At 38.2% G+C, this 26,365-nt stretch carries 21 protein-coding genes; 1 reads left to right on the forward strand and 20 read right to left on the reverse strand.

Annotated elements, in window-relative coordinates; all coding sequences use genetic code 11:
- From ruvA to ESY88_RS13530, 11 genes are all read right to left on the reverse strand, one after another.
- Entirely contained in the window at positions 1 to 582 is a 582-nt protein-coding gene (ruvA, locus tag ESY88_RS13480; RefSeq protein WP_147087303.1) for a Holliday junction branch migration protein RuvA, read from the reverse strand.
- A gap of 57 nt (positions 583 to 639) precedes the next feature.
- The gene (locus ESY88_RS13485) at positions 640 to 2,943 is read right to left on the reverse strand and encodes an NADP-dependent malic enzyme (RefSeq protein WP_147087333.1); all 2,304 of its coding nucleotides are present in this window, start codon (positions 2,941 to 2,943) and stop codon (positions 640 to 642) included.
- Between the two features lie 667 nt (positions 2,944 to 3,610).
- Positions 3,611 to 4,195 (reverse strand): DUF4136 domain-containing protein, encoded by a 585-nt coding sequence (locus ESY88_RS13490; RefSeq protein ID WP_147087302.1) that lies wholly within the window; start codon positions 4,193 to 4,195, stop codon positions 3,611 to 3,613.
- 450 nt (positions 4,196 to 4,645) lie between these two features.
- Positions 4,646 to 6,010: an HlyD family secretion protein gene (locus tag ESY88_RS13495; RefSeq protein ID WP_147087301.1), complete on the reverse strand. Its 1,365-nt coding sequence runs from the start codon at positions 6,008 to 6,010 to the stop codon at positions 4,646 to 4,648.
- A 101-nt stretch (positions 6,011 to 6,111) separates the two neighbouring features.
- A complete protein-coding gene (locus ESY88_RS13500; protein ID WP_147087300.1) occupies positions 6,112 to 8,304 on the reverse strand; it encodes a peptidase domain-containing ABC transporter in 2,193 nt (730 codons plus the stop codon).
- A 22-nt stretch (positions 8,305 to 8,326) separates the two neighbouring features.
- Positions 8,327 to 9,799, reverse strand: coding sequence for a TlpA family protein disulfide reductase (locus tag ESY88_RS13505; protein WP_147087299.1), 1,473 nt, complete (start codon positions 9,797 to 9,799; stop codon positions 8,327 to 8,329).
- A 71-nt stretch (positions 9,800 to 9,870) separates the two neighbouring features.
- Positions 9,871 to 10,080, reverse strand: a complete 210-nt coding sequence (locus tag ESY88_RS13510) for a hypothetical protein (RefSeq protein WP_147087298.1) — start codon at positions 10,078 to 10,080, stop codon at positions 9,871 to 9,873.
- A gap of 498 nt (positions 10,081 to 10,578) precedes the next feature.
- Positions 10,579 to 11,718 carry a TlpA family protein disulfide reductase gene (locus ESY88_RS13515; protein ID WP_147087297.1) on the reverse strand — a complete coding sequence of 380 codons (1,140 nt, stop codon included), beginning with the start codon at positions 11,716 to 11,718 and terminating at the stop codon, positions 10,579 to 10,581.
- Positions 11,719 to 11,770: 52 nt separating this feature from the next.
- Entirely contained in the window at positions 11,771 to 11,986 is a 216-nt protein-coding gene (locus ESY88_RS13520) for a hypothetical protein (RefSeq protein WP_147129042.1), read from the reverse strand.
- Positions 11,987 to 12,656: 670 nt separating this feature from the next.
- A complete protein-coding gene (locus ESY88_RS13525; RefSeq protein ID WP_147087295.1) occupies positions 12,657 to 14,264 on the reverse strand; it encodes a thioredoxin domain-containing protein in 1,608 nt (535 codons plus the stop codon).
- A gap of 107 nt (positions 14,265 to 14,371) precedes the next feature.
- Positions 14,372 to 15,058 carry a response regulator gene (locus ESY88_RS13530; protein ID WP_147087294.1) on the reverse strand — a complete coding sequence of 229 codons (687 nt, stop codon included), beginning with the start codon at positions 15,056 to 15,058 and terminating at the stop codon, positions 14,372 to 14,374.
- 174 nt (positions 15,059 to 15,232) lie between these two features.
- On the opposite strand from ESY88_RS13530, the gene ESY88_RS21095 reads away from it, so the two are divergent.
- Complete coding sequence (locus tag ESY88_RS21095; protein WP_189702605.1) at positions 15,233 to 15,388, forward strand: hypothetical protein; 156 nt, start codon at positions 15,233 to 15,235, stop codon at positions 15,386 to 15,388.
- Positions 15,389 to 15,393: 5 nt separating this feature from the next.
- Here ESY88_RS21095 and queG read toward each other — a convergent pair whose 3' ends face one another.
- The 9 genes from queG to nrfD all read right to left on the reverse strand — a co-directional run bounded on the left by queG (position 15,394) and on the right by nrfD (position 26,359).
- A complete protein-coding gene (queG, locus tag ESY88_RS13535) occupies positions 15,394 to 16,320 on the reverse strand; it encodes a tRNA epoxyqueuosine(34) reductase QueG (RefSeq protein WP_147087293.1) in 927 nt (308 codons plus the stop codon).
- Positions 16,317 to 17,651, reverse strand: coding sequence for a cytochrome P450 (locus ESY88_RS13540; RefSeq protein WP_147087292.1), 1,335 nt, complete (start codon positions 17,649 to 17,651; stop codon positions 16,317 to 16,319). Before ESY88_RS13540 ends, queG begins: the two co-directional genes overlap by 4 nt.
- A 103-nt stretch (positions 17,652 to 17,754) precedes the next feature.
- On the reverse strand, positions 17,755 to 18,777 hold the full coding sequence (gene ruvB, locus ESY88_RS13545; RefSeq protein WP_147087291.1) for a Holliday junction branch migration DNA helicase RuvB: 1,023 nt from the start codon (positions 18,775 to 18,777) through the stop codon (positions 17,755 to 17,757).
- Positions 18,778 to 19,103: 326 nt separating this feature from the next.
- Positions 19,104 to 20,897, reverse strand: a complete 1,794-nt coding sequence (locus ESY88_RS13550) for a cytochrome c oxidase subunit I (RefSeq protein ID WP_147087290.1) — start codon at positions 20,895 to 20,897, stop codon at positions 19,104 to 19,106.
- A gap of 29 nt (positions 20,898 to 20,926) precedes the next feature.
- Positions 20,927 to 21,997, reverse strand: a complete 1,071-nt coding sequence (locus ESY88_RS13555) for a cytochrome c oxidase subunit II (protein WP_147087289.1) — start codon at positions 21,995 to 21,997, stop codon at positions 20,927 to 20,929.
- A 27-nt stretch (positions 21,998 to 22,024) separates the two neighbouring features.
- Positions 22,025 to 23,425: a quinol:cytochrome C oxidoreductase gene (locus tag ESY88_RS13560; protein ID WP_147087288.1), complete on the reverse strand. Its 1,401-nt coding sequence runs from the start codon at positions 23,423 to 23,425 to the stop codon at positions 22,025 to 22,027.
- 22 nt (positions 23,426 to 23,447) lie between these two features.
- Complete coding sequence (locus tag ESY88_RS13565; RefSeq protein WP_147087287.1) at positions 23,448 to 24,080, reverse strand: c-type cytochrome; 633 nt, start codon at positions 24,078 to 24,080, stop codon at positions 23,448 to 23,450.
- Between the two features lie 9 nt (positions 24,081 to 24,089).
- On the reverse strand, positions 24,090 to 24,620 hold the full coding sequence (locus ESY88_RS13570) for a DUF3341 domain-containing protein (protein WP_147087286.1): 531 nt from the start codon (positions 24,618 to 24,620) through the stop codon (positions 24,090 to 24,092).
- An 8-nt stretch (positions 24,621 to 24,628) separates the two neighbouring features.
- On the reverse strand, positions 24,629 to 26,359 hold the full coding sequence (gene nrfD / locus ESY88_RS13575; RefSeq protein WP_147087285.1) for an NrfD/PsrC family molybdoenzyme membrane anchor subunit: 1,731 nt from the start codon (positions 26,357 to 26,359) through the stop codon (positions 24,629 to 24,631).
- Between the last annotated feature and the right edge of the window lie 6 nt (positions 26,360 to 26,365).

Consider the following 26,365-nt stretch of genomic DNA (forward strand, 5'->3'; position numbering starts at 1 on the left):
TTATAGGTTTTTTAAAGCTTCTTTAATAAGGGTCTCTACACTAGCTTCTGGCTGCTGCGTAACGATTTTATCTATAACACGCTCGGCTTGTTTTTTAGCAAATCCCAACACCTCTAAAGCAGATAACGCTTCATCTTTGCTTGTATTGTTTTTATTAACAGAAACTTCATCAATATCATAAACTTTGAGTACTTTATCCTTGAGATCCAAAATAACCCGAGCTGCGGTTTTAGCACCAATGCCTTTTACAGATTGAATCAAAGCCACATCGCCAAGAGCAATCCCTTCTTTTACTTGTTGTGGAGACAGGGAAGACAACATCATTCTGGCTGTATTGGCGCCAATGCCGCTTACCGAAATCAACAATTTAAAGATCTCACGTTCTACAAGGGAAGAAAACCCATAAAGCGTATGTGAATCTTCGCGTACCAATAAATACGTAAACAATTTAAGCTGTTCCCGATCTGGAATCTGTGAGAAGGTGTGTAGTGAAATATTAAGCAAGTAACCCACACCATTGCAGTCTATAACTACATCGGTGGGGTTCTTTTCTACCAATTTTCCTTGTATGTGGTTGATCATTTGGTGGCTAAATTTGGAAACCCAAATGTAATAAAATTATTTACATTACAAAGTTGCTTATTCTGCGGAAGTCTCTAGCTTTTTTTGCTCCAATTGTTCTTTCTGCTGCGCATCGATCACTGCAATGGCAGTCATGTTCACAATTTCATCAACACTTGCTCCCAATTGAAGAATGTGCACAGGTTTGCGCATGCCCATCATTATGGGCCCAATGCTATCGGCCTTGTTGAGTTCCTTCAACAATTTATAGGTAATGTTTGCCGATTCCAAATTGGGGAAAATAAGCGTATTGACCTTTTTACCTGCCAACCTAGAAAACGGAAACGTGGCCTGAAGCATATCCTTATTCAAGGCAAAATCGGTTTGCAACTCTCCATCAACCACTAAATCTGGATGTCTTTTGTGCAAATACGCCACAGCTTCGCGCACCTTATCGGCGGTTTGGCTTTTTGAAGACCCAAAGTTGGAAAAGGAAATCATGGCCATCACAGGCTCCATCCCAAACATTTTTACCACACTGGCGGTCATTTGTGCAATCTTGGTCAAATCTGAAGCCGAAGGGTTTATATTTATAGAAGTATCACTTAAAAACATAGGGCCTCTTTGAGTCATCATCACGTTGGTGGTGGCCACTCGAGTCGCTCCCGGCGCCAAGCCAATCAACTCCAACATGGGTTTCACTACAGAGGGATAACTACGTGCATAGCCAGAAATCAAAGCATCGGCATCGCCCTCATTCACCATAGTGGCAGCGAAATAATTGCGTTCTCGCATTAATTTTTCTGCGGAATAAAGGGTGACTCCCTTTCGTTTGCGTTGATGCCAATACACTTTGGCATATTTTTTTTTGCGTTCCTCTTCCTCGTCAGATTTTGGATCGATGATCTCCAAATCAGCCTCAAATTCAATTTCCTCCATCAATTTTAGAATCACATCCTTACGGCCCAGTAAAACAGGAATGGCAATGCCTTCATCATGGGCTATTTGAGCCGCCTTCAGCACGTCCAAATGGTCAGCTTCCGCAAAGACCACGCGTTTCGGATTCATTTTGGCTCGGTTGATCAAGAGACGAATCATCTTATTGTCTGATCCCAAGCGCTCCATGAGTTCATTTCTATATTTTTCCCAATCCTCAATAGGTTCTTTGGCAACGCCACTTTCCATAGCTGCTTTAGCCACTGCAGGCGGCACCTCAACAATCAATCTAGGATCGAAAGGTTTTGGAATAATGTAATCCCTTCCGAAGGTCAAACGAGTCTCACCGTAGGCAATATTCACTTGTTCTGGCACAGCCTCCTTAGCTAAATTGGCAAGTGCAAACACCGCGGCCATCTTCATTTCCTCATTGATTTTAGTAGCTCTAACGTCAAGCGCGCCCCTAAAAATAAATGGAAATCCCAATACATTATTGACCTGATTTGGAGTGTCACTGCGTCCCGTCGCCATGATGATATCTTTCCTAGTTGCGACGGCAAGCTCGTAAGGAATTTCAGGATTGGGATTCGCCATAGCGAACACAATTGGGTCATCGGCCATGGAAAGCAACATGTCTGGATTCACGATATCTGCCATGGAAAGCCCTATAAACACATCGGCATTTTTCATGGCTTCGTCCAGCGTGTCTATTTTTCTGTGGGTGGCAAATTCTGCTTTTTCAGCGGTAAGATTATCCCTATCGTCCCTAATTACGCCCTTACTGTCGAGCATGACCATATTTTTGCGAGTCGCGCCGCAAGCTTGGTACAATCGTGAACAGGAAATCGCTGCTGCCCCTGCGCCACTAATTACAATTTGAACCTCTTCAATCTTTTTATCGGCAAGTTCCAAGGCATTCAAAAGGGCTGCTGCGGAAATGATTGCAGTACCATGTTGGTCATCATGCATTACCGGAATATCCAGTTCTTCCTTGAGGCGGCGCTCGATTTCAAAAGCTTCCGGTGCTTTGATATCCTCAAGATTGATGCCTCCAAAGGTTGGCGCGATCATTTTGACGGTTTGGATGAATTCCTCAACGTTTTCAGTACCCACTTCAATATCGAACACATCTATATCGGCAAAAATCTTAAACAGCAACCCTTTGCCTTCCATCACAGGTTTAGACGCTTCGGGACCAATGTTACCCAAACCTAAAACTGCGGTGCCATTGGAAATTACCGCTACCAAATTCCCTTTGGCAGTATATTTATAAACGTTATTCTTGTCTTTTTCGATTTCAAGACATGGTTCTGCCACACCTGGCGAATAGGCCAAGGACAAGTCCCTTTGGGTGGCATATTTTTTGGTTGGCACCACTTGGATTTTTCCGGGTGTTGGTTTGGCGTGATATACTAAGGCCTCACGGCGTCTGCTCTGTTTGCTCATAATGAATTGCGGATTATAATTCTGAAGAATTTGCTCTATTACAAATGTAAGGGTTTTGTTGTAAAGAATCATTAAGGGCCCATAAAGAACAAAGACCTTCTCGATTGCCATTGGGACTGTTAGAACCAGGAATCAATCTGCCTGCTGGCAGGTAGGGACTGCATTACAACTAGTTGGCAAACTGTTGTTTTTTTGGTTGTGCTTGGCAATAAGTTTCAGGCCCAATTAGTAATGAGAAAATTGCAGGTCAAGAAATGATGTGGGTTTTGAGTCGTTCTGGGATTTCACATTGAACGCGAATAATTATGTTGTGAAGAAGTGATGATTTTACTGCTAATAATTTGGAATCGCTCTCTAATGAAGAGCAAATCTCCTGTTGACGTTTTAAATATCCAAAACAACAGAAAACTTTAGACTTTAGAATGAAGCCCAAAACAAGAAAATCGGGTGCACAACACATTTGTTTCGATACACCCGATTAGATTAAAACCAACTCGATCGTTTGGTCGCTCATGGTCGCCTTAATGCCACTAAATACTTGGTTGTTCGCATTTTGCTGAATACCAAAGCACTAAAAAACGGTAATGCTATTGCCATGGTAAGCGTTCTAAAGCTTTTCAGTGCTCAAGTTGTGTTTTGTTCGTTCATAATTGGTTTTGGATTTTATTTATTTTTTCGGAAAGTCATCGAACATGTCATCTACAAATTTGGCAATTGCCGTGGTTTCATTTTGCTTAAATATTGCATCTGAAGCACTCCCTCTCCAAACGACTTCTTTACTATCGCTATCTACCAATCTAATTAGTAATGTCCCTTCTTTGTAGCGATCAATATCCCTCTCATAGCCAATAATACGGCTGTAGCTAGAGTAGTTATAATAATATTGATTTTGATAGTAGGGGCTCACGCCATAAGACCTCCCATAATTATTTGGATAGGTGGCATAAACCGGTTCTTGATCTACTGTTCGCTCTTTATCGGTCATTGTACTTAAAAGCACTAGTAAATCTGGATTATTACGATCCAGCTCGTAGCCTTTCTGTTTCATGTTTCGATTGACGCTCTCAATAATGGCTGTACCCACAGTAGGGTCGGTTTCAAATTTTTTCAAATCGTCAAAATTACTGTTAGGTAAATACGCAAAGCTGTTGTAGTTGCTTAAGTCTTTATCCACCAATTTTGCAGTGTTTACTTTGGGGCCACAGGATATCATTACTATGGCTAGAATGCTGTAAATAAGTCTAAGTTTCATGTGATTCTTTTAATTAGTGAACTTTAATATTCAAAAAATCAACCAACTTTGTGTGCGTAAAAAATTAAATTTTTGACGGAAAGAGGAGATGATCAGCAAAACTTATGGGGAAAAACTATTGAGTATACCATATTGCGTTTTCTATATCAGCCCACTGAATTCTTTTAAGCCTCTAAATTTCAAAGCGCGTCACTTAATTAATGGCACGTTTTTTAGAAGGCTTTTACTAAGAAGAATCAGGCAAGTTTCTCATTCAATAAAATAAAAACGCAATTGGCAGAAAATTTGTAGCTGAACATCTAATTTTCATGCTTTTGGGCACATTGGATTTTAGTTATGTTAGCGTGTTTGAGTATCGCTAAATAGCTACAATACTGAAAATTATTTGCTGAAATAGGTCGATTGAATAAGCACTGGATTCAACATTGAGGGTAGGTAACTCATCAACAACTAACGTTTCAAAATCTCCCTAAATTGATAAAAGAACCGCTCAATCAATCGTAAATCTTCAGTAATGATTTCTGCGGAACCGATCATCTCTTGCTTAAATTCTATTTTTTTGTTGTAAGAAGTCATCAATGTTTCGGGAAGTAGAACATCAATAAGATAAAATCCATCTTTATTGGGTAAGGCCGAAATATGCTGAACCGTTCCCTTGAGCGTCCCAAACTCGGTATCGGGATAATTATCGATACTGATATTAACCGTTTGGCCTACTTTGATCTTGCCCGAATTTTGTGCAGGCGTTTTGAGTTTGGCAATGTAGGAGGAGTTTTCCGAAGGGATAATCGTAAACACCAAATCCCCTTGATTGACGGTTTGGTTGACGTTGTAATAGTTGAGGAAGGATACTTTGCCTACTATATTGGATTGCAACACGTACAATTGCTCCCAATCACGAATGGCACGTTTTAATTGATTGAATGTTTGAATCACATTTTTTAGCAGTAACATTTCTTCCTTGACCCGTTCAATTTCGGTACCCTTACCTGTTTTACGGGCATTGCTTATGCCTTCACGGATTTGGGAGATGGACGATTCGAAATTCTTATAATTGCGTTCGGCTTGGGCAAAAGTCAATTGCTTGTTTTCAAATTCCTGCGCCGAGATGACGCCTTTATCGAACAGCGATTGATTACGGTCTAAATTGCGTCTTTCAAACTCCAATTCGGTCGCGTTGATTTCCTTTTGAGATTTTAAACTTTGCAGGCGACGGTTTAATTCTGAAATCGAAAATCGGTTCGCCAGGCTTTCATTGGAAAACGGTTGCAACTGCTTGTTCAGGGAATATTGGATATAGCTGTTCTCAAATAGAGCGTATTGGGCATCTATGTCGCCCAGAAAAAGAATGGGGAGGCTATCGATGGGAAACTCAAAGTTCGTCCTGTTGATTCTAATCGTATCGATGAGTGTTTTTAATCTATAAACATCTTCATAGTTGGCGGTATTCTCAATAATGGCCAAAGCTTTACCGGATTCTACCCTCTCATTATCTACAACCAAAATTGCTTCCAATTTCCCTGAAGTTTTTGCATACTCCTTTTGTGGCGGAATCGATGTGGTAATCAAGGCTTCCGCAGCAATCACATCGGGGTATTTTACAAACCAAGACACGAATAAGAGCAGTAAGATCAAGGCCAAGAACAGCACATTGCCCCAACGGATCATCCAATGCGGGACTTTGGTCAGGATTTCCTGGACTTCTTCGCTTCTTAATTCTATACCAAGCTCCCTAGCCCCCGAAGGGGTAACACTGTTCTGTGCTGACTCAGACCCTAATGTATTTTCGTTTTTTATTTCTTTATTATTATTCATTACTGTAATGTTCTTTCTTTCATGAAGCAGTTTCCTTCTTTTTTAAGGGTATGGGACAGGCTACGGTTCCCTTCCCTTTGGGAAGGGCTAGGAATAGGATTTTATTTTCCGAGTTCCAACTGATTTTTAACCAAATGGTAATATTCCCCTTTCTGTTTTACCAATTCGTTATGATTGCCGACCTCCACGATTTTCCCCTTATCCAACACCACGATTTGATGGGCGTGTTTTACGGTACTTAAACGATGGGCGATGACCACTACGGTTTTATTTTCAAAAAAGGTGTCCAGTTTTTCCATGATGGTTTTCTCATTATTGGCATCCAAAGCCGAGGTGGCCTCATCAAAAAATAGAAAATTTGGATTCTTATACACCGCTCTGGCAATCAATAAGCGTTGTTTCTGCCCTGTGCTCACGCCAACACCCTCCATGCCTATTTTGGTATTGTAAGATAAGGGCAGCGTTTCAATAAACTCACTTATATTTGCCACATCCTCAGCATGCGCCAATTTCTTTTTATCGACATAATCTTCACCCACTGCAATGTTCTGGGCAATGGTATCGTTAAAAATATAGCCTTCCTGCATGACCACGCCGCACTCATGTCGCCAAGTTTTTTGGGACACTTGTTGCAAATTATGATTGCCAATTTTAATCGTGCCACTATTGGGCTCGTAAAACTTCAATAACAATTTCATCAAGGTGGTCTTGCCACTTCCGCTCACACCCACGATGGCAGTCACTTTTTTAGGCGGAATCACCAAGTCCAAATCTTTTAACACCAATTTATCGGACCCAATATATCGAAAGGACACTTTAGATAATTGAATGTCAACATCTAAAGGAATCGTTGTAATCTTTTCAATATCCTGTTGCTCCTCATCGTCTTTGTTGTGAATTTCCGAAAGCCGATCTAACGAGATCTTGGCATCTTGTACCTCTCTAATAAAATTAATGAGTTGCGCAATGGGAGAGTTGAGCTGCCCAACAATATAACTGATGGCAAGCATCATACCCAGGGTAATCTCGCCATCGATGACCAGTTTTGCTGAAAGCACCGTAATAAAAATATTCTTGACCTCATTGATAAAGCTAGAGCCTACGCTTTGGTATTGCTCCAAGGCAAGACCTTCTATTGACACTTTAAACAAGCGTGCCTGTAAAAACTCCCAGCTCCATCGTTTTTGTTTTTCTGCGTTGTGCAATTTTATTTCCTGCATGCCATTGATCAACTCAATAACCTTACTCTGCTCTTGACTCACTACGGAAAAGCGTTTATAGTCTAAATCCTTGCGCTTTTTAAGAAAAATGATGATCCATAAAAAATAGAGAAAGCTGCCCAATAAAAAGATGCCAAAAAGTATCATACTGTAATAAGCTAAAACGAAACTGAACACCACCAAATTGACCATAGAGAACAGCACATTCAATGACGAGGTGGTCAAAATACGTTCAATGCGTTTGTGGTCGTTGATACGCTGTAGAATATCGCCTGTCATACGGGTATCAAAAAAGGCGATGGGCAGGTTCATAAGTTTGATAAAGAAATCGGATACCAAGGAAATATTGATACGTGTACTCAAATGCAGCAAGATCCAACTGCGGATGATCTCAATCGCGGTGCGCCCAATAAATAATGCCAATTGGGCAAAAAGAATCAGATAGATAAAATGGATGTCCTGGTTTTTGATGCCGACATCCACTATACTTTGGGTCAAAAACGGGAAGATCAACTGCAATATGCTGGCTGCGATTAAGCCAATGACCAGTTGCCAGAGGAAGCGTTTGTACTTAAAAAGGTATTTGGATAGAAATGAAAAGCCAAATTTTTGGTCTTTTGTTTCAAATTCTGAAGTGTAGAATTTTGCGGTGGGTTCAACAAGAAGGACTATCCCTTCTCTTGTTTTTTCGTCTGCATTATTACCAACCCATCTTTTAAGAAATTCATCTTTTGTATAATCTAAAAGACCATGGGCAGGATCGGAGACGTGAAATTTGTTTCTTGCTATCTTATACAGGACTACAAAATGATTTTTATTCCAATGTAAAATACAAGGAAGTGGAACATCTTGCAATTTTTCTAAAGCGATATTGACTCCAATCGCTCTCAAACCGATGCTTTCCGCAGCATCGCTTAAACCTAGAAGCGTACTTCCTGTTCTTGTGGTTTCTGCTAATACACGCAGATTTTGTATAATTATGATTTTACCGTAGTGCTTAGCTACAATTTTAATACAGGTTGGACCGCAATCTTTGCTCTCGGTTTGTTTGTAAAATGGAAAGGCTTTTTTCAATATGCTTTTTCTTAAAAATTCTCTATTCTAATAAGAATTTTTCTATCAATTTGATATTTTCCTTTGTATTTGGGCCTGGGGCATTTTCACTTACTAAATTACCACTTTTGTCGTACAGCAAATATCTTGGGATTGTTTTCATATTAAGCTCCTTATAAAAATTAGCATTTGGATAATTTACGGTCAATAGGTTATTTTCATTAAAAGAAAGGTTTTCCGTCATTGCTGCTTTTTCCCATTCTTCAAAATCTTTATCAATCGAAGCATATATAAATACTATATCCTTATCAATATATTTTTCTCGTAATTCCCTTGATGCTGGCATAGCAGCAAGACATGGTGCACACCAACTAGCCCAGAAATCAATATAAATCAACTTACCTTGATTATGATTTACTATTTCCGCTAAAGTTTTTTTGTTGTTATGCTTTGTTATAAAGTAAACCACTTTAACCTCTTCTTTTGACTCTGACATATTGGTTAAAAATTTATTTTTTATTGATGACAGAAGGATTGAGTCATTTACTTGTTTTCTAAATTTAACAAAATAGTTGTTAAAATCTGTTTGAGAGAAGTTAGAACCTATCTCAACTAAATTACTATACAGCAAAAAGGATTTGATCTGTTTTGAAAATAAGCTTGACTTTTCTATAGAGTCAAAATTTGACTTATGATCTCGCACAAGACGATTAGACTGCCTTAAATTTTTAATATCAAACGTATAGGCTGAATAATTATCAAGAAACTTTTTGTAGAAAGGATATTTAATTAAATCTTTCCTATTTAAGTCATCTATTAAAGAATCTTTGATTAAAAAATTCTTATAATCATTGAAGGGTAAATCATTATAAAAATTATACTTTAATTTATCTTTTTGTAAACGGTATTTAGATGCTGTGATTTGATTTAAGCTATACAAAGAATCTAAAAAAAAATCCTCTTTTTCATTTGAAGTCACTAGCTCTCGAACATAATTCTTACGTAACGTATCGTTATTTTTCATTAAGTTCTTATGGGATAAATAGTAAGAGAAAAAATCATAAGGTGGCATCTTATTTAGGTATTTAATTCTTTTATAGTCATAAAGATTACTTTGGTTTAGCATTTCTTCTGTACCAGTATAAAATGGAAACCCATCTCGCTCATAATATCTTATTGAATCTCCTTTTTTTAATTCAAAATAAAGATCATAATTACGATAATTATGAGTTAAAATAAATGTGTCCTTAATGGTTGCATATTCAAATTCATTTTCGTCGTCATTTAAAATAATCTCTTTTTGAAAACCATTTTCATTCAAAATATTTATTACTGACGTGAGACGAGATATTCTGTTTTCAAAATGAAATGTATCTGTAGGTTTTTCAATAAAATATATCGATGTGGTTTGGTAATCATTAGCTACAGGGTTTTTACGTTCTAGTGTTTTTCGGTCTTCTGTTTCATTTTTACAGCAGACGACTAAAATCAATAATATTAATAAACTCTTTTTCATAATTATTTAAACAAAAGCAGTGAAATTAGTCATCCTCACTGCCAATTAATTAAGGTTCGGTAACTTTACTATTAACAGCTTGCGCAACAATATCCGCAAGAAGAATATCCATTATCTACACAAAACTGATAATCCCCTTGAGCATCTGCAACTGATAAGCCAGTATATCGTGTTCCATTGACCACGGATTGACAACCGTCAGCAATTTTTCCACCATTGATGGTTTTCATCTCAACTCTCGAAAGTTGATCTTTCATTAAATTTGTATTAAAATTTTCCATAATAAAGATATTAAAATTTTGCCTACTCTGTTATAGCTTTTCGGCTTCCACTAAAAATACTTTTAAATTTCAAGACCAAAATTTTTTCCTTTTATAGCTAAAATAATGGGTCAATTTTATTAGTTGACCCATAACTTCAATCTAGTGCTCTGAATTGCAGTTTTGCCCAAAATTTTCTGGGCATGTCCCCCCTCCGGGACCCGAGCCTCCTCCACTTCCTTGAAGAATGCATTCCTGATGAGTAATCTCATAAACTTGAGCTTCTGGACATAGACCTACACCTATTCTTCTTCTGCCAGAACCGGTAACATTTTTCAATTCGTTTCTCGTTCAAGGTTTTCCAAATTCCAATAAATTTTTCATAATTAAGGTTGTTAAATTATTTACCTAACCTATTATAGCTTTTCGGCTTCCGCTATCTTAAATAATTGATTCCTTTTAGTTGATCAGTTGAGTTTACTCACATAAAACGCATTAGGAATTATCATCTTACCACATTTATATTTTCTTTAGAAAGTCTTCAATGTATTCCATCAAAGAATCGCCAAATTTATCGACTGCAATTATTTCTCCCTTAGAGTTTACAAGAATATTACGCGGTAATTGTTTGATTTGAAAGTCTGCCATAGCTGTCGATTTGACCCCTTTTAAATCAGAAATGTTTACCCAGGAAATATCATCTTCAATTGTAGCTTCCTTCCACTTATTTAAATCATTATCGAGAGAAAAACTAATAATCCTAAAATCCCCTTCATCAAAATAATCGTTCAAAACGGCTAATTTAAAATTCTCTAGTCTACAGGGTGCGCACCAACTAGCCCAAAAATCGATAAGTGTAAGTTTCGAATTTAAATTATTCGATTCAAAACTTTCAATTTTATTTTCCAATATACCTCTGCCCTGAATTGACTTAAATTGCGCTCCTAGGATTGAGGATTTTTGCTCATATTGATATCCCTGTGAATAGAATTTTTTAAAAGTGTCATTCAATTTCTTACCCCAGTAACTATTCTTGACATTCTCTTCAAGCTGCTCATAATATGGAAGATAAGCCAAGCTTAAATCCGGTGCACCATTCAAAATGTAAGCAACAGCATAGTTTCCCGGTTTTTGAACCGCTAAATCCCTAAATTTTTGATTTATCTCAAAACTTAAGTTTGAAAGTTTTTTATCAAGAATTTCTTTTGAGATAGTATTATTCTCAAAATCACTTTCAACTTGTTTTATTTTCAGAATCAAATCATGCTGAACTTGATAAAATTCGCTCCATGTGTTATGATAACTGGAACCTGTTTGTATTTGATACCAACTATTATCGACAAGACTATCTCCACTTCCTAAATCAACTTCAACTTGATAAGTACTTTCATTCTCCAATAAAATCTTGAAAGATTTACTTTCCCGACCATTTTCAAAGGATAACATACCGTTAATTGGTTCATCTAATTTCCCTGTTATGAAAAAAGTACTATCCTTTGCTATAGTTGCATTAAAATTTCTATTAATAGTCATACCAACATTTAAACTAATGTTCAAATTTTCAATATCTCTTAGATTAAGAATTTTACCTTTAATTTCAAATTGCGCAAAACTGAAGATTGGTAGAATAGTAACGACAAAAATTATGTACCTTATCATATCATTTAAGTTTAAAACCCCCTTTGCCTGCAAGAAAAGAGGGTATGGATATTTACTCTACAGACGCGCAACCTGGTGCATTATCGCAAAGACGTTTGCAATATCCTGAATCGCCTTCTCTATCTGGTACTACAACTTTTAGACCATTTGTAGCTGTAAGAGTGCATGTCCCCCCACCCACTATAATTTGTAGTTCTTTTCTGGTTAAAGGTTTAAACTCTTTTTTGTTTAAGATTGAATCTAACATATCTTTAATTTTAAATAACATATACTCTGAACATTTTAGAACTAGCAGAGTTTTAGTTCACTTGCAAGATGACTTTTTATGGGTATTAAATTAAATGCCCATATCATGAATTGAATTATCATATTTCAGGATTTTGTTTCATTATAATATCTTCAATCATTTAGTCGAAAAGCGACTGCTTATTTTGTCAATAAGACAAAGGATTTAGTGAAATGCCATACTCTATAAAGCTTATACATTTTGAACATTTTCGTTTATCACATCTACTATGCCTTTTTTACTTATGACATAACTTTAATGTTTTCATCCTTTGCTTCTAAAATTTGATTATCCCCAATCGATTCATCCATAAAAAATGGTAAATCAGCAATCCCATATTCGTTTATTAGCTTTTCAGCTTCCGCTATATTACTTTATCTAACATCTTTTCATGTGTTTGTAAAATGAAGCTTTCCATTCTTAACAGCTATATTACTCTGCGACACATTTACCACAATGACAGTAATAATTATTTCCATAGTCTAGTTTACAATACTCATCTACGCATGTTTCTATGTATGGCGGACAACCAGGTTTCGGCAGCCGCCCGCCACCAACAATAGATTTAAGTTCATTTCTGTTAAGCTTTTTCCCAATCAATTTTGAATTCAATGTTTTCATAATCATGATATTAAATTATTTGCCTACTCTGTTATAGCTTTTCGGCTTCCGCTATTTTATTTTCTTTAATCAATATGGATTTATCCTCTATCAATTCATCCATAAAAAATAGTAAATCAGCAATCCCATATTCATTTGGATAACGATAGCCATTTATAAACATACATGGCGTAAAATTGATATCATGTTCCGATAACCAAACTTGATTTTTTGCTAACAATGTTTCAAACCCACTATTTTCTTCATCTTGATACTTCCCTAACCATTTTTCATCATCTTTTGTTTCATACCAATAGTCCATGGCTTCATTAAATGCGTTATCTCCTTTATCTAATTTTAATTGAGTGATAATCCTTGCGAATTGCAGCAAGCGTTGATTTTTGGGATTCACGTTATATAAAACCGAAACATTTATGGCGTCGTCATATTTTTCTAAAAGCGTTTTTAGCATATATTGCGGGTCTTTACAATGCCCGCAAAATGGACTGGTCACTATACTTATACTGATATTGGCATTTGGGTTACCCAAAATAAGCTCATTGTCAGGAAGCTTGAGTCTTGAAGGTGCAGTCAACATCTTTTTAAAAATGGTATAGTTTCTCTTAAAGCGGTTGGCTTTTAATTCGTTTTCTTTTAAATGATTAAGTCTAGAAAGTAGATTTTTGAGCGTGTACCAGAACACAGTTGATACGCTTCCGACCAGTAAAAATTGAAGAGCTCCTTGGGTAGTTATTTCAAAATCGAGGTAATTAAAACTTTTTAAAAATACAACATAAGCCAGCTCTGCCAGAACCAAACCACTAATGGATAAGCAGATGGGACACCATTTTTTCTCTATGTATTTCTGGTAATAAATGGATAATGAAATAATAGGTACACTTAACGCTAAAAGCACAATTTGAATAGAAAAATAATCCATGGAAAGCCCTGAAATACCCATTACAAATAAGGAAACAATTTGAACCGAAAAGAAGACCACGCTTAAATCACTAAAACCAACAGTTTCCAATAGCTTCCATTTAGAAGAGTTTACCACGGTTTTACAATCATTGGCAGATGAAACCTGACAGAACTTATCCAACAATTTGCTTCTTGTTTTAAAAAGATCTTTTAATGCCGTTACCGAAAGAAAGAGACCAATTATCGGAAATACATAAAACAGGCCATACCATTTCATGGGAAGGTATTCAATTGATATTACTAAAAAGAGTATCGCAGATAAACCAAGTAGTATATTTAGGTAGTTGTTTTTGGGTTTTGGTTTTGAAATATTGTATTTATCACTTTCCGCAAGAAGTACTAAATCATCCCAAATATTTATAAAGTCCGATTTTGGGATATTGTGTTTTTTCTCTGTACCGTTGGTGTACCAAATGACATTTTCTTTTTTCTCTACAAAAGATAAAAATTCAGTCTTATCGTCTTTCAGTCTGGCAATAAATGTATTTGGCAACAGCTCAATCTGGGCACTATCCACATTAAAAGCACCATTGTGGACATTGAAGAACTTTAAGGTATCACTTATGGCCAAAAGGGAAGGATAGTCGGGATGTGAATTGAACTGGAATTCAAATTCATCGTTATCCAGAGCTATATTCTCTGCGTCTAAATATTGGAAAAGGGGTCTCAATAATTCCATAAAGCGATATATTTAATCACCTTATAAAGTTATCATTTACAATTAATTATAATAGTTGCAAAAGTGGAAAATAAGTAAGCAAAAGTGGAAAATCCTGTTTTTGAAGGCTATATTAGTCCTCTTTTTTTTGCATTCAGCACCAAATCCCTATCACTATCACCCTGTACTTCTAAGTTCCGTTTTAGACGACATCTCCTTTTGTCAATGGCAGACTTTGTAAAAGGTAAGAGTTCAACCAATTCCTTCATTTTCGCGCCATTGGACAGTTCTTTCAAAATAAGAAAATCATATTTATCCAACTCAATATCAATAAATGCCGTTTGTTTTAGGACATCAACAATGCTTCGACTATAATAGATACCTTTTAACAACACGTTGGTAATTGCTGTGGAGAAATCTTTAGTATCCATATCCTGTTTACAAATAAATCCTTCTGGATGAAAACGCTTAATGATCTTCTGTAATCTAAATCTATCTGAGTGAAATGTACAGACCATAATTTTGGTTTCTGGAAGTTGTAGCCTTATCAATTCACCTATATCCTCTCCCGAATCGATTTTTAGTTTTTCACATGGCGGCAAACTAATGTCCAGTATGACCAAGTCTAACCGTTTGGTCGGAAATTTTTCTAAGGCCTGATAAGCCATCTCGCTAGTTGACGCAGAAAAAACTTCAAACTGCTTTGAATAATCCTCAGCGCTTATAAAATTGAGCGCATTTTTAAAACCATCGACGATGGCAGGATGGTCATCAATAATTAAGACGTTGTAGGTTGTTTTCAAGAGTTGTGACATCTGTATAATCTGTTATTGAATCCATACTACTGATTCAAATAGGGTATTTTGAATATATTGGTATAAATTTACTGCTTTTTATGACAAATCGTAGAATTTACTTAAAAAAGTCTATCAAGTTCTAAATATTGATGCTTTGATAAGGCCCTATGCTTGAATCATTGAATATTGAACATGGTTATTCTAGAACAGATTACTTCTCCCGATAATTATCGGGATCGCAAAGGCCCTGGGAGAAATGGGATTCGTTTTGAAAAGTATGAGTTGTTTTTTATTATGGAAATGCAAAAATTCTCAACAAGCGATGGTGATTTGGAAATGGAAGTCTAAGATTCCTACTTTCGCAAGAATTCTACGTTACGCTTCAAGCCCTCAAACTTAGTCCGCTTTACAGCCGATTTCTGAAACACCTTATTAAAAGTGTCCTTCGTAATCTCTTCCCAATCTTTTTTGGTCATTGACAATAAATCGGGATGTGGGTTGAACAACGGTTCGCTGTGTGCTTTTGAGAATCGGTTCCAAGGGCAAACGTCTTGGCAGATGTCGCAACCAAACATCCAATCTTCAAACTGTCCTTTGAATTCTGTAGGAATGTTTTCCTTTAATTCAATGGTGAAATAAGAGATACACTTGCTGCCATCTACCACATAAGGCTCGGTGATGGCTTGGGTTGGGCAGGCATCGATGCATTTGGTGCAGGTGCCACAATGGTCGGTCACTGCATGGTCATACTCGAGTTCGAGATCGATGATCAATTCGGCAATAAAATAAAAGGAACCCACTTGCTGGGTCAATAAATTGGAGTGCTTGCCAATCCAGCCCAAGCCCGATTTTGCTGCCCAGGCTTTATCTAACACGGGTGCGGAATCTACAAACGCGCGTCCGCCAACCTCACCAATTTCGGTTTGAATGGATTGCAACAAGGTCTTCAGCTTATCCTTGATTACAAAATGGTAATCGGTGCCATAAGCATATTTGGACACCTTGAAGGTGTTTTCAGTTTGAGTGTCTTCCGGAAAATAATTCAATAGCAATGAAACGACACTTTTGGAGCCTTCCACCAATTTGGTGGGATCCAAGCGCTTATCGAAGTGGTTTTCCATATACTGCATCTCGCCGTGGGCGTTGTTCTTTAGCCAACGTTCCAAGCGAGGTGCTTCCTCCTCTAAAAATTCTGCCTTACTGATGCCACAGGACAAAAAGCCGAGGCGTTTGGCTTCGGCTTTGATGAATTGGCTGTATTTGGATTTTGAGTCTTTCATGAACGTTTTTCAAATTTCAATAAGGCATTTTTCGGTTTTAACGTAATCAAAGGAGTAATTTCAATAGTTTCGAATTCTGGAAATACTTTATAATTTTGAATTAACTCAGTAACTGCAATAATCATTTCAAACATCGCAAAATTATTACCAATACACTTTCTTGGGCCTGCTCCAAACGGAAAATAATGGGATGAGAATTTCCGGCTGCCTTCTTCAAAACGCTCTGGACGAAACTCTAGAGGGCGATCCCATAACTCTGGGTGACGATGAATTTCATAAACCGAAAACAGTAGATTTGATCCCTTTTCAAATATTTTTCCTTCAAAAGTATCTTCCTCAACATTCACACGATCTATAAAATAGGCTGGTGGATACAAACGCATGCCTTCTTCAATAACCTGCTGGCACACTTTAGATTTCATCACAAAAGCCATAAGGTCGTGACGCTCATTTTCATTTGACTTGATTTCTTCAAAGATTTTTTCTTGCCATTCTGGATGCAATGCCAACAATTGGAAAATAAAAGTAAGCGCATTAGAAGTTGTCTCATGACCAGCCGTAAAAAGAATTAGGATTTCATCAATCAGCTGCTCTTCATCCATATAGTTACCATCCTCATATCGGGCTTCCAATAGCATGTCCAATAAATCATCCTGCGGTTCTCCGGAAGCTCTTCGTGCATAGACAATATTTTTAAGGATCTGTCGCGCTTCTTGGACTAAATCTAAGTGTTTTTTTAAAATGCCACTCGCTTTAAACCACCACACCAAATAAGATTGTCGCAATTCTTTGACGAGCATCTGCTGTCCTGATTCGGTGATATGTTGTAGATGTTTGATGTCATCGGGATTTGCAGCAGCACTAAATAATGATTTCACCACAGTCTGAAACGCCAAGTCGTTAAAAATTGGAAAGACATCCATTTTTTTTCCAGTTGGGATACGCTTATACTCCGTCTGGATGGCTTCAAGCACTGTGTCCAATAAATTGGCCAATTGCTTTTTATGAAAAGCAGGCTGTATGAGTTGGCGTTGCTTTTTCCATAACTCGCCTTCAGAAGTCAAAAGACCTCTGCCAACATATTTGACCAAATCCACAGTTTGTATCTTGGACTTGGTATAATTGCGATGATTCTTTTGAAGCACGTACTCTGCAAATGCTGCATCACGCGAAAAAATCACATAATTTTTTAAACCAATCTTTAACTTGAAAGTATCGCCTTTTTCTTGAAAATTCTTCAAATGAAATGGCAATGGATTTTTGAGGATATTGATTGAATCTCTTATAAAACGGAATATTGAAACTTCTGGTATTTTTTGTGATTCGGTCATGGATGTCTTTCCTGCTATAATAGTTTAAAATATCTTATACAAAGTGAATCCTATTCCGATCAACCGTCCTTAACGCATGTTTGGGTTGAGAAAGCCAAAAGCATTAGAACAATCCACTTTGAACATTTCCCTTTATTTTCCCCAAATGTTTGTACGCCAACTCTGTCACTTCACGACCTCGCGGCGTACGCATGATAAACCCTTGTTGTATGAGAAAAGGCTCGTATACTTCTTCAATGGTTTCGGCACTTTCGCTAACCGAGGTGGCCAAGGTGGTAATCCCTACAGGACCGCCCTTGAATTTATCTATTATGGTGGCCAAAATCTTATTGTCCATTTCATCCAAGCCGTAAGCGTCCACATTAAGCGCTTCCAGAGCAAATCTAGCGATTTTAATGTCAATGGTGCCGTCGCCCTTAATTTGGGCAAAATCCCGAACCCGCCGCAGTAAAGCATTGGCAATTCTTGGCGTTCCACGACTTCTTCCGGCGATTTCCACAGCAGCTTCCATAGAAATGGGCACATTCAAAATAGATGCGCTTCGTTCTACAATCGTGGTCAACAATTCGGTATTGTAATATTGGAGTCGGCTTTGGATACCGAAACGTGCTCGCATGGGCGCGGTCAATAAACCAGAACGCGTGGTTGCACCTACCAATGTGAAGGGATTGAGATTGATTTGCACCGTTCTGGCATTGGGTCCAGATTCAATCATGATATCGATCTTATAATCTTCCATGGCAGAATAGAGGTATTCTTCCACAATAGGGCTCAACCGATGGATCTCATCAATAAACAACACATCACGTTCATCCAAATTGGTCAATAGGCCAGCAAGGTCGCCCGGTTTATCCAAAACAGGGCCAGAAGTGACTTTGATGCCCACATTCAATTCACTGGCCAAGATATGTGCCAAGGTGGTTTTACCAAGGCCTGGAGGCCCATGAAACAAGGTGTGGTCTAAAGCTTCGTTACGACCATTGGCCGCTTGCACAAAAATTTGCAAGTTTTCCAATATTTGGGCTTGACCTGTAAAATCGTCAAAGGACAAGGGTCGTAACTTTTTCTCTACTTCCAGCTCTTCTGGTGTGAAATTTTCGTCTGTGGGGTCTAGGTTTTCGTTCATCTTTAGTTCCCGCGAACGCGGGAATCTGTTTATTTTTAGTTCAAATCCATATTCGAATCTGGGTATTTCAATACTAATCTTGTGAAATTTGTTTGTTGGCTATTTTAATCACCAATGGCTTTCCATTGCTAACGCAATGCCTTCCGAAGAAAAAACCGAAACAATAACCAGTCGATTATGTCTTTCAAATATACAAAGAGTTAGTCAAGCATGTTTAATAAAAAAAGACCTTTTCAAAGCAAAGCTTTATCAAAAGGTCTTTTAGAATAGTATGATTTCTCGAAAACGATCCAGAAACTTCGGAACCGTTTCGTTTTACCGGGCTGTTAATGTTGCAGCTCTTCCTCGCCCTCTTTGAGCGGCACATTTTGCGGCACAAAATCTTCATCGTGACCAGGCTTAGAGTAATCGTAAGACCATCTGTATACGTGAGGTATTGCGCCAGGCCAGTTCCCATGAATATGCTCCACTGGGGTTGTCCACTCTAGCGTATTTGATCTCCAAGGATTTTGAACCGCCTTCTCACCAATAAACATACTGGCGAAGAAATTGTAAAGATATACCAATTGGAATGCCCCGCCAACCAACGCAAATACTGTAATCACAACGTTAGTGTTTTGCAAATCATCAAACAGTGGAAAGTTGGTATTGGTGTAATAACGTCTAGGCAAACCTGCCATACCTATGAAGTGCATTGGAAAAAACACCCCATACGCGCAAATAGCTGTTACCCAAAAGTGCAAATACCCCATGTTTTTATTAAGCATGCGTCCCCACATTTTTGGAAACCAATGATATATTCCCGCAAACATACCATATAGGGCAGAAATACCCATTACCAAGTGAAAGTGAGCAATTACGAAATACGTATCATGCACGTTGATATCCAGAGCACTATCTCCTAAAATGATTCCTGTAAGCCCACCCGTAATAAAGGTCGAAACAAAACCAATGGCGAATAGCATGGCTGGATTCAATTGCAGATTCCCTCTCCAGAGCGTCGTGATCCAGTTGAAGGCTTTTACTGCGGAAGGGATTGCAATCAACAATGTCGTAAAGGTAAATACCGAACCTAAGAATGGATTCATCCCTGAAACGAACATGTGGTGACCCCAAACAATGGTTGATAAAAACGCAATTGCCAATATAGACATGACCATGGCACGATACCCAAAAATTGGCTTACGGGCATTGGTAGATATTATTTCTGAAACCAATCCCATCGCTGGCAGGATCACAATATATACTTCGGGATGACCGAGGAACCAAAACAAGTGCTCAAACAATACTGGAGAACCACCTTGATAATGCAACACCTCCCCCTGAAGGAATATATCTGACAAGAAAAACGAGGTGCCAAAACTTCTATCCATGATTAACAGCAATGCTGCAGAAAGTAATACAGGAAAAGACACCACTCCAATAATTGCGGTTACAAAGAACGCCCAGATGGTCAAAGGCAGTCTCGTCATAGACATGCCTTTAGTACGCAAATTAATGACAGTTACAATATAATTTAATGACCCCATCAATGAGGAGGCGATAAAGATTCCCATAGAAACCAACCATAAAGTCATTCCTAAACCAGAACCACCTTGAGCCATTGGCAGTGCACTTAATGGTGGATAAATCGTCCAACCGGCAGCTGCAGGTCCTGCTTCTACAAAAAGCGACCCTATCATGATAACACTACTAAGAAAAAATAACCAATAGGAAACCATGTTTAGAAATCCAGAGGCCATATCACGAGCACCAATTTGCAAAGGGATTAATAGGTTACTAAACGTACCACTTAAACCGGCAGTCAATACAAAAAAGACCATAAGCGTACCATGAATGGTCGCCAGAGCCAAATAAATATCGGCATCCATAACACCATCTGGTGCCCATTTGCCCAAGAGTGCCTCAAAAAGCACATTAGGCTCCTCTGGCCATGCTAATTGCATACGCATCATCATGGACATCAAAACACCAATGACACCCATAATAGTCCCTGTGATAAGGTACTGTTTGGCAATCATTTTGTGATCTTGACTAAATATGTATTTAGTTATAAAAGTCTCCTTATGATGATGATGTGCTTGATCGTCGTGAGCTTCAATATCTGCGTGTGCTGACATAATCTATTTTCTTGTTTTAAAATCTTTTTTTAATCTTGTTTAATCAGTGAATCTTTGAACAATTTCTGCTCATTTATCCAAGCATCATATTCTTCTTGTGTTTCCACAATGATTTTCATTTGCATGTTATAGTGCGATTTACCGCAAATCTTATTACATAACAACAGATAGTCAAATTGATAGAATAACTCTTGCCCTCTCGCTTCAACCGCTTCACTATTTTCCTGTCTCAATGCATTGATATTGTTGACCTTTTCAACGATTGCTGGCCGTTGACGCATGTCTTCAGTAGTCACGGTAGGTGTAAAGCCAAATTGCGTAATCATACCAGGAACACAGTTCATTTGTGCTCTAAAGTGCGGCATGTATGCAGAGTGCAATACATCTTGGGATCTCATTTTAAAAAGAACTGGTTTACCCACAGGTAAGTGTAGCACGGTAGTGATGATATCATCTTGTGCATTTGGATCGGATTCATCCAAACCAAGAATATTCGCCTTATCTATGTCAATCAATCTTACATCGGCTAAGCCCAATACATTGTCATTGCCTGCGTATCTCGCTTTCCAGTTGAATTGCTGCGCATAAAGCTCCACGATCAAAGGATCATCGCTCTGGTCAATATTCATAATGCTCGTCCATGTAAATAATCCATAGATGATCAAACCTGACAATACAATTACGGGAATGAAAGTCCAAATAGCTTCCAAGGTATTATTATCGGCATAATAAAGCGCCGTACGTCCTTTTTCTCCTCTGTATTTGAAGGTGAAGTAGTATAATAAAAACTGGGTAACGGTTTGCACGATAAAGATGATTACCATCGAGATGATCATCAAGTTGTCAATTTCACTGCCATGTTCTGAAGCGGCGTTAGACATCAATGGCAAATCACCAATGTACCAAAAGCACAATATGGTTGTGATATAAATGAAAGCCAAAAAGCCCAGCATTAGATACCCGTTTATTTTGTTGTCGTTATCAGTTGCGACTTGGGTGGAATCTGCAGACCCTATCTGGGCCAAGTCAAATATCTTGACCATTTGCCAAATTGCAACTGCAACGAAAAGTACTATTATAATTGTTAAAAAAGCTGTCATTGTCGTTAGTCTTCTTTATGTATTTTATTAATAATGAAAATGTTCACTTTCTTTGATGAATGGATTGCGCTTAGCCATTAATGGCGCTTTAGTCAAAGCGGTAAATACCACTAAGAGAAACACACCTCCCAAAAGTAACATTGAACTTATTTCTGGGATACCAATATACCATTGGTCCCCAACTGTTGCCGGCATGATCATGTTGAACACATCGATATAATGACCTACTAAAATCACAATACCTGCCATCATGATAAACCAAGGCAATCGCTTAAAATCGCTGTTCATCAAAATCAATAACGGGAATACGAAATTAAGCACCACCATACCTAGGAATAAGAACTGATAATCTTCAAATCGCGTCACAAAATAAGTGACCTCCTCAGGTATGTTGGAGTACCATATCAACATGAATTGAGAGAACCATAAGTACGCCCAAAAGATACTGAAACCAAACATAAACTTGGCCAAATCGTGCAAATGGCTATCATTAACCAAAGGTAAATGCCCTATTGATTTGAGATAGATCGTTACCATGGCTATAACTGTTATCGCGGAAACCATCATTCCGGCCAAAACGTACCATCCAAAAAGAGTACTAAACCAGTGTGGGTCTACACTCATGATCCAATCCCAAGACACAATGGATTCTGTATATAAAAAGAATACTAAAAATCCTGCAGAAATACGGAAGGTCTTTTTAAAGTTTTTGTTATCATTTGCTTCATCTTGGGCAATTGAGAATTTCCTAGCAAAATGTCTATATAAAAACCATCCTGTCAAGAAGATCAAGCCTCTTATTGCAAACCAGCCTATATTTAGATAACTCGATTTATTTCGAATCAGTAAATCCTCTTTGACCACCTCGGGATCCATCCATATAAAAATATTGTAATGTCCAATTGTGCCTGATAAAATAGCAATGGCCAGCACAATCAATCCACCCGGAAGCATGTAAGCGGTAATACCTTCCATAACTCTTAGCAATAATGGAGACCAACCAGCCTGTGCGGCATATTGTATTGCATAAAAGGCAAGCGCTCCCAATGCTATTGTGAAAAAGAATAAAGCCGCAACGTAAATTGCAGACCAAGGGCGGTTTGCTATTAGATGCTGTACATGCTCAGCATGCTCGTCATTAACATGTGCATCAGTACCAACGTGTTCAATATTTGCGCTAGCAGGATCCTCTAGTGCGCCAATAGCATTAGCCTCATGTGCATTGTCGGAATGGTCTTCAACACCAGCGACTACATGAGCCTTGGTATCTACAGCATCTTCACCATGGCCAGCGTGCTCTGCAGCTAGCATTTCCTTTACATCATCCAAAGATTTATGAGATGTCATAAAACCGTAAACAACGCCAATAAGACCTAAAATCATTAGGACGAAAGCAACTGTTCTTAATTTACCTGAAATTGTATACATATCTATTTAATCTTTATCTATCTTATTTGGCTACGGAGTCTGTCGCTTTTTCAGTTTCAGCATTTACAGCTGAATCCTCTTTTGTATCCTTAGAACTTCCCTCTAGTTCAGCTTTCAACTGCATGACATAATCGGTCACTAACCAGCGTTCTTTTTCATCAATTTGATTTTTGTAGGACCCCATGGCATTTTTCCCGTAATAAATCACGTGATATACGCTACCTTCTGTAATGGCTCGGCCTACATCGTCAAAGCTTGGCACCCCAAGAATTTTTTCACGTTCCACTAAAATACCTTTCCCATTACCCTTTTTACCGTGGCAAATGCCACAGTAAATATCATAAAGTTGTCCGCCTTCGGACCCCTCCAATTCTTTAGGATCTAAAGGGTTTTCAAGGTTGGCCTTCGCTTCTAGATATCCATCATAATCACCAGCTATTCCTAATGGCAAGTGACCACCTCTGGGGATAGTTCCTTCTGCAGGCTCTTGAGCTTCCATGTTGTTATCAAAGACATCAGCTTCCTGATAGGCCTCATAACCAACCGACTCATACATATTGGGCATGTATTGATAATTACGAGAGCTTTTGCTGTTACAAGCAACCACACTCACAAAAATCATTACTACCGTTATTAGTTTAATTAAGCTCTTCATTTGTATCGTTTAATGCGCTTTATTAATTAAATTGATTTCCACAGCTCCGGTTTCTCTTAACAAATCAGTCAATTCCTTTTCATTGTTGTTTACCGAAATTTCCATTAAAAAATGGTCATCGGTTGTTCTAGGGTCTGGATTTTCTGCCTTTTTGAATGGCCACAATCTACTGCGTAAATAGAAGGTAATTACCATTAAGTGCGCCGCAAAAAACACGGTTAACTCAAACATGATAGGCACAAAAGCCGGCATGTTTTCAATAAAGCTAAAACTGGGTTTACCACCAATGTCTTGTGGCCAATCTTCAATCATGATGTAATTCATCATCCAAATCGATACCGCTAAACCTACACATCCATAGAGGAAGGAGGTAATTGCGATTCTAGTTGGCGCCAATCCCATGGCTTTATCCAAACCATGAACAGGAAAGGGGGTAAAGATCTCTTCGATATGGTGATGCGCTGAGCTCACCTTTTTAACGGCGGCCATTAAGACGTCATCATCTGTATAAATAGCGTGAATTACTTTTGAAGCTTCCATTTACTATTCTAGTTTATTAATTTTTTAGCTTGTCCGGACCAATCATCACGCTCTGCTTTTCCAGGGAAAGCACCTGTGATTTCATCCAACAAGTCATATTCTCGTTTTGTCATTTTACTCACTTGAGCATAGCTATAAATGCCAATGCTGTTAAGTGTTTCTTCCATCTTTGGATCTATGCCATTGATCACTGTGAGATCATCTGCCGTCTGGATTTCTGCATCAAATACACCAACGCCGATTAAGAGATTCTTTAATTGTTCCTTTTTATCTTGGCTTGGGACTGCATCGTGATGATCGTCACTTAACCTTAAGACTGATGTTCTTGAATCTGCTCCAGTGCCTACCAAGCTCTCTCCATTCTCTCTTAAACGCTTGTAACGCTCGCCAGAAGATTTCAAGATTGTTTTCACTTCGGCTTGTGCTATCACGGGGAATGTTCTTGCATACAACAAAAATAACACAAAAAAGAATCCTATAGTCCCTATGAATATTCCAATATCCACAAAAGTTGGGGAGAACATTGTCCATGAGGACGGTAAATAATCTCTGTGCAATGAGGTCACAATAATTACAAAACGTTCAAACCACATTCCCACATTCACCACGATGGATATAAAGAAAGAAAACATAATACTTGTTCTCAATTTCTTGAACCACATAAACTGTGGCGATAACACATTACAAGACATCATTAATAAATAAGCCCACCAGTAAGGCCCAGTTGCTCTATTCAAAAAGGCATACTGCTCATATTCCACACCAGAATACCAAGCTATAAATAATTCGGTAATGTAAGCCACACCAACAATAGAACCCGTTAACATGATGACGATGTTCATCAATTCAATATGCTGTACAGTAATATAATCTTCAAGGCTAGATACTTTTCTCATGATGATCAAAAGCGTGTTTACCATTGCAAAACCTGAGAAAATCGCACCTGCAACGAAGTAAGGTGGAAAAATAGTGGTATGCCAACCTGGAATTACAGAGGTTGCAAAGTCAAAAGATACAATAGTATGCACCGAAAGAACCAAAGGCGTTGCCAAACCTGCCAGCACCAAGGATACTTCCTCAAAACGTTGCCAGTCTTTTGCACGACCAGACCATCCAAAACTCAATAAAGAGTATATTTTTTTCTGAAAAGGTTTTACCGCACGATCGCGAATCATCGCAAAATCGGGGAGCAAACCTGTCCACCAGAATACTAGAGATACCGATAAATACGTTGAGATCGCAAACACATCCCAAAGCAAGGGTGAGTTGAAGTTGACCCAAAGTGAACCAAATTGATTAGGAATTGGTAACACCCAATATGCCAACCAAGGACGACCCATGTGAATTATAGGAAACAAACCAGCTTGAATAACAGAGAAAATAGTCATTGCCTCTGCCGAGCGGTTAATTGCCATTCTCCATTTTTGACGGAAAAGCAAAAGTACTGCAGAAATCAAAGTTCCTGCATGACCAATACCTACCCACCAAACGAAATTGGTAATGTCCCAAGCCCAACCTACGGTCTTGTTCAATCCCCATACTCCGATACCTGTGGATACCGTATAGATAATACACCCAATTCCCCAAAGGAACGCGACCAATGCAATTGAAAACACAATCCACCAAGATTTGTTTGCCTTGCCTTCAACAGGCCTAGCCACATCTATCGATACATCGTGATATGATTTTTCTCCTGTAACTAAGGGTCTTCTAATAGGTGCTTCGTAATGAGACGCCATAATCTA

It is taken from the genome of Subsaximicrobium wynnwilliamsii (genome assembly GCF_007997225.1).
Taxonomy (GTDB): Bacteria; Bacteroidota; Bacteroidia; order Flavobacteriales; family Flavobacteriaceae; genus Psychroserpens; species Psychroserpens wynnwilliamsii.